This window comes from Streptomyces sp. bgisy027 (genome assembly GCF_057710365.1).
In genome coordinates this window covers 69,051-84,372 of record NZ_JBYIVZ010000021.1, presented here as the reverse complement: position 1 = coordinate 84,372, position 15,322 = coordinate 69,051, and the positions used below count along the sequence as shown (strand labels likewise).

The 15,322-nt window shown below is 71.3% G+C and carries 10 protein-coding genes and 1 pseudogene; 3 read left to right on the top strand and 8 right to left on the bottom strand.

The features are described 5' to 3' along the window. Positions 1-85 precede the first annotated feature (85 nt). Positions 86-851, bottom strand: a pseudogene (locus AC3ETA_RS22550) (hypothetical protein). Positions 852-1,053: 202 nt separating this feature from the next. On the opposite strand from AC3ETA_RS22550, the gene AC3ETA_RS22545 reads away from it, so the two are divergent. Further along, entirely contained in the window at positions 1,054-1,917 is an 864-nt protein-coding gene (locus AC3ETA_RS22545; protein WP_432194694.1) for an SAM-dependent methyltransferase, read from the top strand. A gap of 30 nt (positions 1,918-1,947) precedes the next feature. On the opposite strand, the gene ftsH is transcribed toward AC3ETA_RS22545, so the two are convergent. From ftsH to nsdA, 6 genes are all read right to left on the bottom strand, one after another. After that, positions 1,948-3,885, bottom strand: coding sequence for an ATP-dependent zinc metalloprotease FtsH (gene ftsH, locus AC3ETA_RS22540; protein WP_432194693.1), 1,938 nt, complete (start codon positions 3,883-3,885; stop codon positions 1,948-1,950). A 106-nt stretch (positions 3,886-3,991) separates the two neighbouring features. Continuing rightward, a complete protein-coding gene (gene ffh / locus AC3ETA_RS22535) occupies positions 3,992-5,545 on the bottom strand; it encodes a signal recognition particle protein (RefSeq protein ID WP_432194692.1) in 1,554 nt (517 codons plus the stop codon). A gap of 106 nt (positions 5,546-5,651) precedes the next feature. Continuing rightward, entirely contained in the window at positions 5,652-8,102 is a 2,451-nt protein-coding gene (locus AC3ETA_RS22530; protein WP_432194691.1) for a [protein-PII] uridylyltransferase, read from the bottom strand. A gap of 28 nt (positions 8,103-8,130) precedes the next feature. Continuing rightward, positions 8,131-8,469, bottom strand: coding sequence for a P-II family nitrogen regulator (locus AC3ETA_RS22525; protein WP_003997576.1), 339 nt, complete (start codon positions 8,467-8,469; stop codon positions 8,131-8,133). Further along, complete coding sequence (locus AC3ETA_RS22520) at positions 8,466-9,743, bottom strand: ammonium transporter (RefSeq protein WP_432194690.1); 1,278 nt, start codon at positions 9,741-9,743, stop codon at positions 8,466-8,468. The genes AC3ETA_RS22525 and AC3ETA_RS22520 overlap by 4 nt, the downstream gene beginning before the upstream one ends. Before the next feature lie 336 nt (positions 9,744-10,079). Next, positions 10,080-11,573, bottom strand: coding sequence for a transcriptional repressor NsdA (gene nsdA / locus AC3ETA_RS22515; protein WP_432194689.1), 1,494 nt, complete (start codon positions 11,571-11,573; stop codon positions 10,080-10,082). Between the two features lie 458 nt (positions 11,574-12,031). Between nsdA and AC3ETA_RS22510 the strand changes: the two genes are divergently transcribed. Then, positions 12,032-12,688: a bifunctional DNA primase/polymerase gene (locus tag AC3ETA_RS22510; protein ID WP_432194688.1), complete on the top strand. Its 657-nt coding sequence runs from the start codon at positions 12,032-12,034 to the stop codon at positions 12,686-12,688. Between the two features lie 263 nt (positions 12,689-12,951). Here the strand turns inward: AC3ETA_RS22510 and ftsY are convergent, their stop codons facing one another. Further along, a complete protein-coding gene (gene ftsY, locus AC3ETA_RS22505) occupies positions 12,952-14,163 on the bottom strand; it encodes a signal recognition particle-docking protein FtsY (protein WP_432194687.1) in 1,212 nt (403 codons plus the stop codon). Between the two features lie 105 nt (positions 14,164-14,268). Here ftsY and AC3ETA_RS22500 point away from each other — a divergent pair, with 105 nt between their 5' ends. Beyond that, positions 14,269-15,240, top strand: coding sequence for an LLM class flavin-dependent oxidoreductase (locus AC3ETA_RS22500; protein ID WP_432194686.1), 972 nt, complete (start codon positions 14,269-14,271; stop codon positions 15,238-15,240). The last annotated feature ends 82 nt before the right edge of the window (positions 15,241-15,322 follow it).

Genomic DNA, 15,322 nt, shown 5'->3' with positions numbered 1-15,322 from the left:
AGGCCGTGTCCACCCGCCGGACCCTGTGTGGTTCGCGCATGCGCAAGAGGCGTTTCGGTCGCTCTGGTTCCCCACGGGCGTCATCTCAGTAAGCGCGCGCGACGACCGCGACGTTACCGGGTGCGTCGTCGGCCTCCGGCACCGACCCGTCCTCGGCGACCGGACAGCGTACGGTCACGCCGTGCGCGGCCGGCGCGGCCTCGCCTTCTTCGCCGAGCGTGGCCCACGGGCAGGCGTGCCCAGCCACCGGCGGTCGCGGCCTCCTCGATCGTCGACACCTGAGACGTACGGGATTCGCCGATCTCGCGGACCTTGGCCAGAACCGGCTCGCCCCCCCTTGATCGCGAGGACGACCGCCTGGACGGGCGCGAGCCGGGGCGGCACGCGCAGGCCGGCGTCGTCGCCGTGGGCCATGATCAGGCCGCCGACCATGCGGGTGGAGGAGCCCCAGGAATCTGCGCGGCGTAGTCCCGGGCGTCCTCGTAGGTGGCGTGGGCGGTGTGGCCCTCCTGCCGGAGGAACTCCGTCGTGCGCAGGAACACCCGCGGGCGCATCCGCCGTGCGTGACGACGGCGAGCTCGGGCGCGAAGCCCTCGACGTGCTCGGCCTCGCGCGTCAGGTACGACTGACTGCGGGATGAACAGCGGGAAGTAGGCGTTGGCGGCACCGGCCCGTTTGATGCGGGCGTCCATCTCCGCCTGCATCCGCTCCCACAGCGCGTAGCCGTACGGCCGGATCACCATCGTGCCGCGCACCGGACCGATGTCCGCCAGCTCGGCCTTGTTGACGACGTCCTGGTACCAGCGCCGGAAGTCATGTGCCCGTGGCGTGAGTACGGGTGCCTTTGCCATGGCCAGATGGTACGGGCCCATGTTGCCGGAATGTGAATTTCGGCCACGGACGCCCGGATCCCGCAAGCAGGGCCACGAGACCCCTGGACGCGACGCATGGCGCGGAGTTTCCTGGCATACGAGGGGGGAGCGTGAGCGCATCGTCACAGGGCGCTACGGCATCGGGCACAGTGACAACTCTCGGCGGAATGGGGCGCTTTACATGACACCTACGCTCGTGCGGCAGCACCTCTCCCATACGGGCGCGACACCCCGTGTGGATCCGAGTGCACGCGCGCGTGACTGGTCCGAGATCCAGGAGCGGATGCTGGTGCCGCTCTACGAGGCCGTCTACGAGCGACTGGAAGTGGGCCCGGGCACCCGGCTGCTGGGCCTCGGCTGCGGCAGCGGGCTCGCCCTGTTGATGGCGGCGTCCAGAGGCGCGGCCGTCGCCGGTGTCGAGTCCGACTGCCCGGAACGGCTGACTCTGGCCCGGCAGCGGCTGCTGCCCCAGGCGGAGACGTGGGGCACGCGCGCGCGTGCCGAGGTCCGGCTCGTCGACGGTTCACCCCGGGACGCGGCCGGCGCGGAGACGCCCGCGTACACCCTGGTGACGGCGTTCGAGCCGATCGGGTGCCTCGCGGGTGACTCGGAGGGCCTCGGCGAGGCGCTCGCAGACGTCACCCCGCTCGCCGAGCGGGGGACGCCGGTGGTGCTCGCCGGCTGGGGTCCGCCGGAGCGCTGCGCCACGTCGTCGGTGCTGCGGGTCGCGACGAAGCTGGCCGATCCCCTGCGCAGCACGGGGAGTTGGCGCCCGGCTCTGCGCGACGACCTCGAAGAGGTCGCCCAGCGCGCGGGGCTGCGGCCCGACGGTTCGGGGCGGGTCGCCTGCCCCTTCGGGTACGCGGACGTCGACAGTGCCGTACGGGGGCTGCTGTCGACGGGGTTGTTCGACGCGGCGATCCGTGCGACCGACCAGGTCCAGGTCGACAAGGAGCTGGCGGAGGCGCTGCATCCGCACCAGCGGCAGGACGGCACGGTGTGGATGCCGAACGTGTTCCGGTACCTCATCGCGCGCGTGCCGTGATCCGGGCCCGGCACTTCGCAGGCCGTCGCCCTACTCGGCCTCGTCCTTCTTCAGCCGGGTGATCCCCGCGATCCGGTAGGCGTCCGCCTCCTCGAGCGTCTCGTGCTCCAGCAGGGCCTCCGCGAGCGCCTCCAGCCGGCCGCGGTGGTCGCGGAGTTTGTGCAGGGCCTCCTCGTAGCAGTCGTCGACGATCCGGCGCATCTCGGCGTCGATCACGTCGAGCGTCCGCGGCGCGGCGGAGAGCCCGTACGCCTGCTGGGCGTCGCTCGGCAGGGCGGAGAGGCGGCCGACGCGTTCGCTCATGCCCCAGCGGGCCACCATCCCGCGCGCGATGTTGGTGACCTGTTCGAGGTCGTTCTCCGCGCCGGTGGTGACGACCCCGTAGACGACGTCCTCGGCCGCCATGCCGCCCAGGGCGCCGATGATCCGGCCGCGCAGGTACTCCTCGGAGTGCGCGTACCGCTCCACCTCCGGGGTCGACATCGTCACGCCGAGGGCCCGGCCGCGCGGCACGATGGTGATCTTGCGGACGGGGTCGGCGCCCGGCTGGAGCATGCCGAGCAGGGCGTGCCCGCTCTCGTGGAACGCGGTGCGGCGGCGGTCCTCCTCAGGCATCACGAGGGTGCGTTCGGCGCCCAGCTGCACCTTCTCCAGTGCCTCGGAGAGGTCCGCGGCGGTCACCTGTTCCTGGCCCCGCTTGACCGCGAGCAACGCCCCTTCGTTGGCGAGGTTGGCCAGGTCCGCGCCTGTCATGCCCGGGGTCTTGCGGGCCAGCTGGATCAGGTCCACGTCCTCGGCGAGCGGGATGTCACGGGTGTGGATCGCCAGGATCGCCTCGCGGCCGCGGCGGTCCGGCGGGGAGACGTTGACCACCCGGTCGAAGCGGCCGGGCCGGGTCAGCGCCGGGTCCAGGATGTCGGCGCGGTTGGTCGCGGCGATGACGATCACACCCTCCGAGCCGGAGAAGCCGTCCATCTCGGTGAGGATCTGGTTCAGCGTCTGCTCGCGCTCGTCGTGACCGCTCACCGAGGCGCCGCCGCTGCGCACCCGGCCGATGGTGTCGATCTCGTCGATGAAGATGATCGACGGGGCCACCTTGCGGGCCTCGGCGAACAGCTCGCGCACGCGCGAGGCGCCGACACCGACGATCATCTCGATGAACTCGGACGCGGAGGCGGAGAAGAACGGCACGCCCGCCTCGCCGGCCACCGCCCGCGCCAGCAGGGTCTTGCCGGTGCCCGGCGAGCCCGCGAGCAGCACGCCGCGGGGCATCTTCGCGCCCATCCTGCGATAGGCGTCGGGGTGCTCCAGGAAGTCCACGACGTCGTCCAGCTCGCCCTTGACCTCGTCGATGCCGGCCACGTCGGCGAACGTCGTGCGGTGCTTGCCCGGCAGCAGCTCGACCGGCTTGGGCGGCGGCTTGCGCCCGAACATGCCGCCCGCGCCGCCGCGGCCCCCGGCGAACCGGCGGGCGATGAAGAGCCACAGCGCGACGATGACGACGAGGGGGGCCAGCGAGATCAGCAGGTTGACCAGGAGGCCGCGCTGCTTCACGACCGGCTGTGCGGTCACCGTGACGTCGTTCCTGCTCAGCTCCTGCCAGAGCTCGTCGTCGGCGAAGGCCGGGCGCTGGGTCTTGAACTTGGTGTACTTGCCGTCGCCCTCGGGGTTGTCCTCGGCGGTCTTCAGCTCGCCCTGGATGGCGTCGCCCTTGGAGTAGATCTTGGAGACGTTGCCGTCGTCGACCTGCCGGCTGAACTCCGTGTAGGAGATCGTCGGCTCGTCGCCCTCGTCGAGGTACGTCAGTCCGATGTACGCCAGCAGGAACACGATCACGCCGGTGACCAGCAGGCTCCACCAGCGGCCGCGTGGGCGCCGGCCGCCGGACTTCCTGGGTGGCTCGTCCGGGGTGCCCTCGGTGCGCCACGGCTGGTCAGGGGCCTTGCGTGGTGGCGCCGCATCGCTCATATCTGGACGTTACGGCAGACAGCGGGCCATGGCACGCGCAAAGGGCGCCCCTCGCGGAGAGGGACGCCCTTGCGACGTACGGGACGAGACGGTCGTACGAGAGCCGTCAGCCCATGAACTTCTTGAACTCGTCGGGCAGCTCGAAGTCCTGTCCGGCCTGCTGGCCCGGCAGTCCGAGGGCGCCACCGGCCTGAGCGGCGGCGGCCCGGCGGGCGGCCTCCTCCTGCTCCTGCTGCTTGCGCTTCATCGGGTTGCCGGAGCGCTGCTTGCCCTTGGCCTTCTTCGGCTGCTTCTTGGTGCGGCCGGGACCGCCGCCCATGCCCGGCATCCCCGGCATCCCGGGCATGCCGCCGCCCTGGGCCATGCGGGACATCATCTTGCGGGCCTCGAAGAACCGCTCGACGAGGTTCTTGACCGCGCTGACCTCGACGCCGGATCCCTTGGCGATACGGGCGCGCCGCGAGCCGTTGATGATCGTCGGTTCCTGGCGCTCGGCCGGGGTCATCGACTTGATGATGGCGGCCGTGCGGTCGACGTCCCGCTCGTCCAGGTTGTTGATCTGGTCCTTGATCTGGCCCATGCCCGGGAGCATGCCGAGCAGCTTGGAGATGGAGCCCATCTTCCTGACCTGCTCCATCTGGGCCAGGAAGTCGTCGAGCGTGAAGTCCTGGCCCTTCTTGGAGGCCAGCTTCTCCGCCATCTTCTGGGCTTCGGCCTGGTCGAAGGTCTTCTCCGCCTGCTCGATCAGGGTGAGCAGGTCACCCATGTCGAGGATGCGGGAGGCCATCCGGTCCGGGTGGAAGGCGTCGAACTCGTCGAGCTTCTCGCCGTTCGACGCGAACATGATCGGCTTGCCGGTGATCTGCCGGATCGACAGGGCGGCACCACCGCGGGCGTCACCGTCGAGCTTGGAGAGCACCACTCCGTCGAAGCCGACGCCGTCGCGGAAGGCCTCGGCGGTGTTGACCGCGTCCTGGCCGATCATCGCGTCGACGACGAAGAGGATCTCGTCCGGCGAGACCGCGTCACGGATGTCCGCGGCCTGCTGCATCATCTCCTGGTCGATGCCCAGGCGGCCGGCGGTGTCCACGATCACGATGTCGTGGACCTTGGACTTCGCGTGCTCGATGGAGTCCTTGGCGACCTTGACCGGGTCGCCGACGCCGTTGCCCGGCTCGGGCGCGTAGACCGCGATGCCGGCGCGCTCGGCGACGACGCTCAGCTGGTTCACGGCGTTCGGGCGCTGGAGGTCACAGGCGACCAGCAGCGGCGAGTGGCCCTGCTCCTTCAGCCAGCGGCCGAGCTTGCCCGCGAGGGTGGTCTTACCGGCACCCTGGAGACCGGCCAGCATGATCACGGTCGGGGGCTGCTTGGCGAACCGCAGGCGGCGGGTCTCGCCACCGAGGATCGTCACGAGCTCGTCGTTGACGATCTTCAGGACCTGCTGGGCCGGGTTCAGCGCCTTGGAGACCTCCGCGCCCAGGGCACGCTCCTTGACGTTCTTGATGAACGTCCGGACGACCGGCAGCGCCACGTCCGCTTCGAGGAGCGCGATGCGGATCTCGCGCGCGGTGGCGTCGATGTCCGCCTCGGAGAGCCGTCCCTTGCCGCGCAGGTTCTTGAAAGTCGCTGAGAGGCGATCGGAGAGAGTATCGAACACGGCGCTCGCGGTCCTCGGGGTCGGTGGCAGCTGGGAATCGCCCTCCAGGGTATCCCGGCGGCGCAGGTTGCCGGGATCCCTGGGTCAGGAGCCTTGGAACAGGGTCTCAGCCCCGCAACATCTCCTCCAGCTTGCGTGCGACGGCGGCCGCCTCGTCGCCGGGCAGCGGGGCGCCCTCGGGCCCTGTGACATAGAACGCGTCGACGGCGTTGGCGCCGAGAGTGCTGACATGCGCACTGCGCACCCGCACGCTCGCGTCCTCCAGCGCCCGCCCGATCCGGAACAGCAGCCCCGGCGCGTCCTGGGCGCGCACCTCGATGACCGTGGCCAGCCGGGAGGCGGCCGGATGCACCGTCACCCTCGGCGGCGGCGCCACCACGCCCCGGCGGCGCGGATAGGCCGCGTCCCGCTCGGCGAGCCGGCCCGCGATGTCCAGGGAGCCGTCCAGCGCCCGTACGAGGTCGGCGCGGAGCCGGGCGGCCTGCGGCAGCGAGCCGTACTCGGCGGCGACCCGCCAGTTCAGCAGCAGGACGGCGCCCTCGACGCCGTCGGGCAGGTCCAGGGCGCTCAGCTCGGCGGTGCGCACGGTCAGGCGGTGCATCGCCAGGACACCGGCCACCGCGGGCAGCACGCCCGGCTGGTCGGGGACGGCGATGAGGAGTTCCACGCCGAGCGGCTCCGGATCGCCCGGTGACTGCTCCTCGGCCGGCGGCTCGGTCTGGGCCCGCAGCGCCAGTACGGGGCTGCCGGTGGCGATCGCCTCGATGGCGAGCCGTTCCTGCTCGGCGGTGGGCGCGGCGGCCTCGGGCTCGGCGGGGTCGTCCCCGGCGAGGACCGCGCCGACGCGTTTGACCAGGTCGGCGACGAGGGACCCGCGCCAGGAGGACCAGGCGGCCGGGCCGGTGGCCAGGGCGTCCGCCTCGGTCAGGGCGTGCAGCAGCTCCAGGGTGCCCTGCGAGCCGACGGCCTCGGCGACCGAGCGGACGGTGGCCGGGTCCTCCAGGTCGCGCCGGGTGGCCGTCTCGACGAGCAGCAGGTGATGGCGTACGAGGGTGGAGAGCACCGTCACGTCGTCGCGGTCGAAGCCGATGCGCGCGGCCACGTCCTTGACGATGATCTCGCCGGCCACGGAGTGGTCGCCGGGCCAGCCCTTGCCGATGTCGTGCAGCAGCGCGGCGACCAGCAGGAGGTCGGGGCGGTGGACGCGGCGGGTGAACTCGGAGGCGCGCACGGCCGTCTCGATGAGGTGCCGGTCGACGGTCCAGATGTGCACGGCGTTGCGCTGCGGACGGCAGCGCACCCGCTCCCAGTCGGGCAGGAAGTGGGTGATCAGTCCTTCGGCCTCCAGTGCCTCCCACACCTCGATCGTCGGCCGCCCGGAGCCCAGCAGGGTGACCAGCTGCTCTCGGGCCTCGGCGGGCCAGGGCGTGGGCAGCGGGCGCACGTTCGCCGCCATGCGCCGTACGGCGTGCAGGGAGAGCGGCAGTCCGGCCTGAGCGGCGGCGGCCGCGGCCCGCAAGGGGAGCACGAGGTCACGCTCGGGGCGTGCGGCACGGGCGAGCACCACCTCGCCGTCCTGCTCCACGACGCCCTCGGCGAGCGGCGAGCGCTCGGCGGTGGGTTTCGTACCGCCGCCCAGCATGGCGCGCAGACGCGGCCGTACGGCGCGCGCCCGCAATACGCGCCCCACTTCACGCCAAGTGACATCACTGGCGTACGAGATCACCCGCGCCGCCTCGTACACCTGCCGCAGCAGCGTGTCGGCGTCGAGCAGGCCGAGCTCGGCGGCGACCTGGTCCTGCTCCTGGAGCGAGAGCCGGTCGGTCGCCCGCCCGGTGGTCAGGTGCAGGGCGTCGCGTACGTCGAGCAGCCGGCGCCGGGCGTCGTCGAGACCCTCGCGCGGGGCGTCGGCCAGCCAGGACGCGGCGACGGCGCGCAGGATCGTGGCGTCCCGCAGACCGCCGCGCGCCTCCTTCAGGTCGGGCTCCAGGAGGTACTGCAGCTCGCCCTGGCGCTCGGCGCGTTCGGCGGACAGTTCCTGCAGCTCGGGCAGCCGCTTGGGGGCCTGGTTGCGCCAGTCGGCGAGAACCGAGGTGCGCAGTCCCGCCGTGAGGCCCAGGTCGCCCGCGATGTGCCGGGCGTCCAGCAGGCCGAGCTGGACCTTGAGGTCCTCGCCGGCGGTCCTGCGGGCCTCGGCGGGTGTGCGCACGGAGTGGTCGAGGGCGAGGCCGAGGTCCCACACGGGGTACCAGATGCGGTCGGCCAGCGCGGCCACCGCCTTGCTGTCGGCGCCGTCGTGCAGCAGGAGCAGGTCCAGGTCGCTGCGCGGGGACAGCTCGCCGCGGCCGTACCCGCCGACGGCGACCAGGGAGACGCCGCGCAGCCCCTCGGCACCGGCCGCGAACAGGCCGGTCAGCCACTCGTCGGTCAGCTCCGCGAGGGCGGTACGGCGCGGCGGCCCGGACCGCGCCTCCTCGGTGAGGAGACGCAGCCGGGCCGCCGCGTAGCCGCTGGGTCCCGAGCCCTCTGCATCCTTGGAAACGTCCGTGCTCGTCACCCAGCGACTCCTGTTCTGTTTCCCTGCCTCAGAGCGCGTCGGGCCCGCGCTCGCCGGTCCGTACCCGTACAGCCGTCTCGACCGGAAGGGACCAGACCTTGCCGTCACCGATCTTGCCGGTGCGGGCGGCCTTGACGATGACGTCGATCAACTGCTCGGCGTCGTCGTCCTCGGCCAGGACCTCGATACGGATCTTCGGGACCAGGTCGACGGTGTACTCGGCACCGCGGTAGACCTCGGTGTGGCCCCGCTGACGACCGTAGCCGCTCGCCTCGGTGACCGTCAGGCCGTGGACTCCGAAGGCCTGGAGGGCTTCCTTGATCTCGTCGAGCCGGTGGGGCTTGACGACGGCGGTGATGAGCTTCATGCGTCCACCTTCTTGGTGTCGGCAGCGGTGCTGCTCTGGGCGGGCGAGACCGAGATGTGCGAGGACGCAGCCGCGCTGAAGTCGTATGCAGTCTCGGCGTGCGCGGCCTGGTCGATGCCGCTGACCTCGTCGTCCTCGGAGGCCCGGAAGCCGATCGTCTTCTGGATGGCGAAGGCGATGATCCAGGTCACCACGAAGGTGTAACCCATCACCGAGAAGGCGCCGATGGTCTGCGACAGGAACTGGTCGCCACCGCCGGCCCCGCCCGTGGCGAGGAAGCCGACCATCAGGGTGCCGATGACACCGCCGACGAGGTGGACACCGACGACGTCGAGCGAGTCGTCGTAACCCAGCTTGTACTTGAGGCTGACGGCCCAGGAGCAGACGGCACCGGCGACGACACCGATGAGCAGGGCACCGAAGATGTTGACGTTGCCGCCGGACGGGGTGATGGCGACCAGACCGGCGACCGCGCCGGAGCAGGCACCGAGCGTGGTGAACGCGCCGTGGCGGATGCGCTCGTAGATCAGCCAGCCGAGCATGGCGGCACCGGTGGCGACCTGCGTGTTGATGGCCATCTGCGCGGTGGTGCCGTCGACGCCCAGCTCGGAGCCGGCGTTGAAGCCGAACCAGCCGAACCACAGCAGCGCGGTGCCGAGCAGGACGAGCGGCATGTTGTGCGGGCGCATCGGGTCCTTCTTGAAGCCGACGCGCTTGCCCACGACCAGGATCGCGGCGAGGGCGGCGATACCGGCGTTGATGTGGACCGCCGTACCACCCGCGAAGTCGATCACGGCCGGGTCGAGCTGCGAGAGCCAGCCGCCGCCCCAGACCCAGTGGGCGACCGGGAAGTAGACCGCGGTGACCCACACGCCGATGAAGATCATCCACGCGCCGAACTTGACACGGTCGGCGAGGGCACCGCTGATCAGGGCCGCGGTGATGACGGCGAACAGCATCTGGAAGAGCGAGAAGGCGAACAACGAGATGTCGTTGCCGGTGAAGCTCTCCATGGTGCTGTCGGCGTTGACGCCCTTGAGCCCGATCATGTCCAGGTTGCCGATGAAGCCGCCCGTGTCACCGCTGAAGGCGAGGGAGTGGCCGTACAGCACCCACAGCACGCTGACGATGCCGAGGGAGATGAAGGACATCATCAGCATGTTGAGCACGCTCTTGGCTCGGACCATGCCGCCGTAGAAGAGCGCCAGCCCGGGCGTCATCACCATGACGAGCGCTGCACTGATCAATACGAATCCGGTGTCTGTGCCGTTCAATGCCGGTATCTCCTCGTCGTTGGTACGGCCCGTGCGGGCGAACCCTGAGCGGATTGAGGGGTGGGCCGGTTATGCGCCAAGAGATTGACGCAGCACGGTTTCGGCGGAAGCCCCTCGTTGTTTCGCGGGTGTGACGAAGGCACCTGGCGTGTTACGTGTCGATGAACCGCGAGATGTTCGGCTGCACGATCGTTATCGTGGCGCAACCTTCCTCGAAGGAACGAAAACCGGCCGCGGTCGGCCTTCCGATGACCTGGCATGGGGGAGCCGAGTCGGGCAGTTCGGGAGGGCCGGCCGCGGCCGGGGTTCTGCGGTCCCAGGGTTCGGCCCCGGGTGTCAGACCGCTTCGGCGGTCTCCGGGAGCTCGACGGCGAGCTTGTCGGTGAGGTCCACGACCTCCGCGAGATCTCCGAAATCGCGTACGGCCGTGTCGACCGTCTTTCGAATACGAGTGTTGACGCGTTCGGAGCGGACCTTCTTGGCGACCGCCATGGCCCGCTCGGCACAGACCGCGCTCTGCTCGGGCTCGCGGCGCAGCAGATGGACCGTGGCCAGACCGATGAGGTTCAGCGCATACGACCGCTGGTGCTCGCCGTCCTTCTCGAACAGGTCCACGGCCTGCTGCATCAGCGGCTCGGCCAGCGAGGCGTAGGTCGGGCTGCGGCCCGCGACATAAGCCAGGTCACGGAAGGAGTGGGAGTTCTCGCCGTACAGCTCGGCCTCGGAGAAGAAGCGGATCCAGTCGGGGTCCGGCTCGTCCCACTCGTCGGACTCGGCGAAGGTGTCCTCGGCCATCCGGACGGCCCGCTTGCACTTGCCGGGCTGGCCCATGTTGGCGTACGCGCGGGCCTCCATCGCATACAGCATCGACTGGGTGCGCGGGCTCGCGCAGTCCCGGCTGCCGTACTGCGCGAGGTGGATCAGCTCCAGGGCGTCGTCGGGCCTGCCGAGGTGGATCATCTGGCGGCTCATACTGGACAGCACGTACGAGCCGAGCGGCCGGTCACCGGCCTCCTTGGCGGCGTGCAGCGCGAGGACGAAGTACTTCTGCGCGGTGGGCTGGAGCCCGACGTCGTACGACATCCAGCCGGCCAGCTCGGCCAGCTCGCCGGCGACCTTGAACAGCTTGCGGGTGGTGGCCTCGGGCTGGGGTTCCTGGAGGAGGTCGGTCACCTCGTGCAGCTGGCCCACGACCGCCTTGCGGCGCAGGCCGCCGCCGCACTGGGCGTCCCACTGCCGGAACATCACGGTGGTGGACTCCAGCAGGTCCAGCTCGGGCTTGGACAGCCGGCCCCGCGCGCGGGAGGACGGGACGGTGCGGGGCTCGTGGTACGGGGCGGGCGGGGCGGGGACCAGCCAGCGCTGCATCGGCTCGATGAGCGCCGGGCCCGCGGACAGGGCCAGCGAGCTCCCGAGGAAGCCGCGCCGCGCCAGCATCAGGTCGCTGCGCGAGAACTCGCTGAGCAGGGCCACCGTCTGCGGGCCCGTCCAGGGCAGGTCGACACCGGACGCGGAGGGTGACTGACGGGGGGCGCGCAGGCCGAGGTCCTCGACGGAGACGACGCAGCCGAAGCGCTCGGAGAACAGCTCGGACAGGATCCTGGGGATCGGCTCGCGGGGGTTCTCGCCGTCCAGCCAGCGGCGTACGCGGGAGGTGTCGGTGGAGATGTGGTTGGCACCCAACTGGCGGGCCCGGCGGTTCACTTGGCGGGCGAGTTCGCCCTTCGACCAGCCGCTGCGGACGAACCAGGACGTGAGGAGCTCGTTCGGGCGCCTGTCGGCGTGCGATGCGCCACCGGCACTCGTACCGCCTTCACTGTTGCCGCTCACTGGAACGCCCCCATCCCTTGGACCACTTGTCACCGAGTGCGCCAAGCCCTATCAGAATGCCGGTAAATACGGTCGCCCGTCCGGCAGTTCTCACCCTTCGAACGGAAAGCCGACTTGCCTGCGGCATACCCACGAGCGCATGTGCCCCGAAGCTCCGTGCACTCACGGTAATCCTACGATCACGGCTTCAGCCATGGCGATCCCTGAATCGCCACCATTCGCCACCCCTTCGAATGAACTCACGGACGCCTCCACGCGATTCACTTGACATAGGACGGCCGGAAGTGGGCGGAGCGAAGCACTCAGGGGCGCGTGTCGCCGGGCCCACCACCCGGGGCACTTCGAAGCGCCGCATGGACCCCGCGGCGCAAAACGGGTACCCGTTCACCGAGGAACACGCAGAGTCACATTCTGCATTCGCGTCGTAACCACCGGCGCGCTTGACCGTTGGAGGGGGCATGGGCTTCACGATCGGCGGCATCCGGGAGATGCGATCCGGCTCGCGGCGACGCGGCCGCGCCTCGGAGTGCACCGCCGTCGCCGAGTTCACCGGACTGTGGGGCTGGGACGCCGTACCCGGCGCACGCGCCGCCGCGGGCGCCTGCTCGTGCGGCCGTTCCGACTGCGACGCGCCCGGCGCGCACCCCCTGGACTTCGCGCCCCGGGTCCCGGCCGGCGCCACGCTCGACGACGTCACCAAGGCGTGGTCGGAGTTCCCGGGCGCCGCGGTGATGCTCCCGGTCGGCCGGGCGTTCGACGTCATCGAGGTCGCCGAGTCCGCCGGACGCCGCGCGCTGACCCGGCTCGAGCGGATGGGCCTGCCCCTGGGCCCGGTCACCGCCACCCCCGACGGCCGCGCGCACTTCTTCGTCGCCCCCGGTGCCGCCGCCGAGCTACCCGAGATCCTCTACCGCATGGGCTGGGACGACCCGACCCACCTCGATCTGCGCGGCCTCGGCCCCGGGAAGCACATCACGGCCCCGCCGTCCGACCGGGGCGGCCTGGGCCCGGTGCGCTGGCTGCGTCCGCCGGCCCTGGACACGGCGACGAAGCCGCCGGCGGCCCGGCTGCTGCTGGGCACGCTGGCGTACGTGGCACACAGGTCACGGGCCTAGAGGGCCTGTTGCGAAAGTGGCGCCGTCGCCCGAAGGGCGGCCGCGCGGCGTTCGGTGCGTCCCCTCGGCGTGCCGCCCGGAAGCTCTCGTACTGGACGTACTCGGGCTTTTCGGGCGGTGCGGCGACAGGGGGTGCCGGGCGTCGCGCGGCAGGCGCCACTTTCGCACCAGGCCCCAGGCCCTGCACGGCAAAGCGCCCGTCCCCCGACTGCACCTCGGGGGCGGGCGCTTCTTGCACCAGGTACCGAATCCGGTAGCCGGTGTCACTCTCCGATAAGGGCGTCAACGAACGCCTCCGGCTCGAACGGCGCCAGATCGTCGGCGCCCTCCCCCAGCCCGATGAGCTTCACGGGCACACCCAGCTCGCGCTGCACCGCGACGACGATGCCGCCCTTGGCGGTGCCGTCCAGCTTGGTCAGCACGATGCCGGTGATGTCGACGACCTCGGCGAAGACACGGGCCTGCACCAGGCCGTTCTGCCCCGTGGTGGCGTCCAGCACGAGCAGCACCTCGTCCAGCGGTGCGTGCTTCTCGACGACCCGCTTGACCTTGCCGAGCTCGTCCATGAGGCCGGTCTTGGTGTGCAGGCGCCCGGCGGTGTCGATGAGGACGACGTCGGAGCCCATCTCCTTGCCCTCCTTCACCGCGTCGAAGGCGACGGAGGCGGGGTCGCCGCCCTCCGGGCCGCGCACGGTGTAGGCGCCGACCCGCTCGCCCCAGGTCTGGAGCTGGTCGGCGGCGGCGGCACGGAAGGTGTCGGCGGCGCCCAGGACCACGCTGCGGCCGTCGGCCACGAGGACGCGGGCGAGCTTGCCGGTGGTGGTGGTCTTGCCGGTGCCGTTGACGCCGACGACCATCACGATGCCGGGCTTGCTGGCCTCGGGCTCGGTCTTGACCACGCGGTCCATGTCGGTGCCGACCAGCTTCAGGAGCTCCTCGCGCAGCAGGCCGCGCAGCTCCTCGGGGGTGCGGGTGCCGAGGATCTTCACGCGCTCACGCAGGCCCTCGACCAGCTCCTGGGTGGGGGCCACGCCGACGTCGGCGGTGAGCAGGGTGTCCTCGATCTCCTCCCAGGTGTCCTCGTCGAGGTGCTCGCGCGACAGGAGCGTGAGCAGCCCCTTGCCGAGGGCGGTCTGCGAGCGGGAGAGCCGGGCGCGCAGCCGGATCAGGCGGCCGGCGGTGGGCTCCGGCACCTCGATCTCGGTCGGCGGGAGCTCTTCGACGACGGGCGGTTCCTCGACGGCGACTCCGGTCGAGCCGTCGGGAAGGTCCACCTCCTCTATGGTCCGGCGCTCTTCGTCGCGCGGTGTCTCGGCCTCGTCGCCGACGTGCGGCTCGGCCGGAGGGGCGGTGATGTCGGGCGCGGCGGGCGGCGGCGGGGGCAGCTGCTTCTTGCGACGGCTGCCGACGACGAGCCCGCCGAGCGCGCCGAGCACGACCACGGCGATGACTACAGCAAGGATGACGATGTCCATAACCCGTCCAGTATCGGCCATGGAGTCCGGCGACACCGCTCTGGATGTCTGACACACCGTCAGCTAACGTCCGCCTTCATACCCGCCCGGTGAAGGGGGACCCCCATGCCCGTCTCGGTCGTACGCTTCAACCTCGTCGAGCCCGACGCCACCCCCGCCTCCCTCGCCGCCCGCTACCGGGCGGCCCTGGAGATGGCCGCGTACGCCGACGAGCACGGCATCACCACGGTGCAGACGGAGGAGCACCACGGCGCCGAGAACAACTGGCTGCCGTCGCCGTTCGCCTTCGCCTCCGCCGTCTTCGGCGCGACGAAGCACCTCGCGGTCACCGTCTCGGCGATCATCGGCCCGCTGCACGACCCGCTGCGCCTCGCCGAGGAGATCGCGGTCCTGGACCTGCTCAGCGGCGGGCGGCTGGTCACGGTCGCCGGGATCGGGTACCGGCCCGAGGAGTACGCCCTGTTCGACGTGGAGTGGAAGCGGCGCGGCCGGCTCCAGGACGAGCTGCTGGAGACCCTGCTCAAGGCGTGGACCGGCGAGCCCTTCGAGTACCACGGCCGTACGGTACGGATCACCCCGCGCCCGTTCACCGACCCGCACCCCCTGCTGCTGGTCGGCGGCTCCTCGAAGGCCGCCGCCCGCCGGGCCGCCCGCCTCGGCCTGCCGTTCTTCCCCAGCGCGCATCTGCCGGAGCTGGAGGCGTACTACAAGGAGCGGCTGGTGGAGTACGGCACCGAGGGCTGGACGATGATGCCGGCCGCCGAGACGCCGCTGCTGCACGTCGCCGAGGACCCGGACCGGACCTGGGCCGAGCACGGCCGGCACTTCCTGCACGAGGCCCGCACCTACGCCTCCTGGCAGTCCGGGGAGATCCGCTCGGCGGTGAAGTCGGGGGCCACGACGGTGGCGGAGCTGCGCGCCGAGGGCGTGTACCGGATCGTGACGCCCGAGGAGTGCGCGGCGCTGGGCTTCGACAACTACGTACTGCACCCCTTGTCGGGCGGGATGCCCGTGGCGGAGGGGTGGCGGAGTCTGCGGCTGTTCTGCGAGCGGGTGCTGCCCGCGCTGGACGACTGACCCACCGCATACGACACCGCCGCCCCGGCTCGGGCAGTGGCCGGGCCGGGGCGGCGGCGGGTTACGGGGAGAGGGGCAGCGG

Bases quoted from the DNA above. Each gene is read 5' to 3' on its own strand.
- AC3ETA_RS22525 (WP_003997576.1), bottom strand. From the start codon at position 8,469: ATGAAGCTCATCACCGCCGTCGTCAAGCCCCACCGGCTCGACGAGATC.
- ftsY (WP_432194687.1), bottom strand. From the start codon at position 14,163: ATGGACATCGTCATCCTTGCTGTAGTCATCGCCGTGGTCGTGCTCGGC.
- AC3ETA_RS22500 (WP_432194686.1), top strand. From the start codon at position 14,269: ATGCCCGTCTCGGTCGTACGCTTCAACCTCGTCGAGCCCGACGCCACC.
- ftsH (WP_432194693.1), bottom strand. From the start codon at position 3,885: ATGAGCGATGCGGCGCCACCACGCAAGGCCCCTGACCAGCCGTGGCGC.
- AC3ETA_RS22510 (WP_432194688.1), top strand. From the start codon at position 12,032: ATGGGCTTCACGATCGGCGGCATCCGGGAGATGCGATCCGGCTCGCGG.
- AC3ETA_RS22545 (WP_432194694.1), top strand. From the start codon at position 1,054: ATGACACCTACGCTCGTGCGGCAGCACCTCTCCCATACGGGCGCGACA.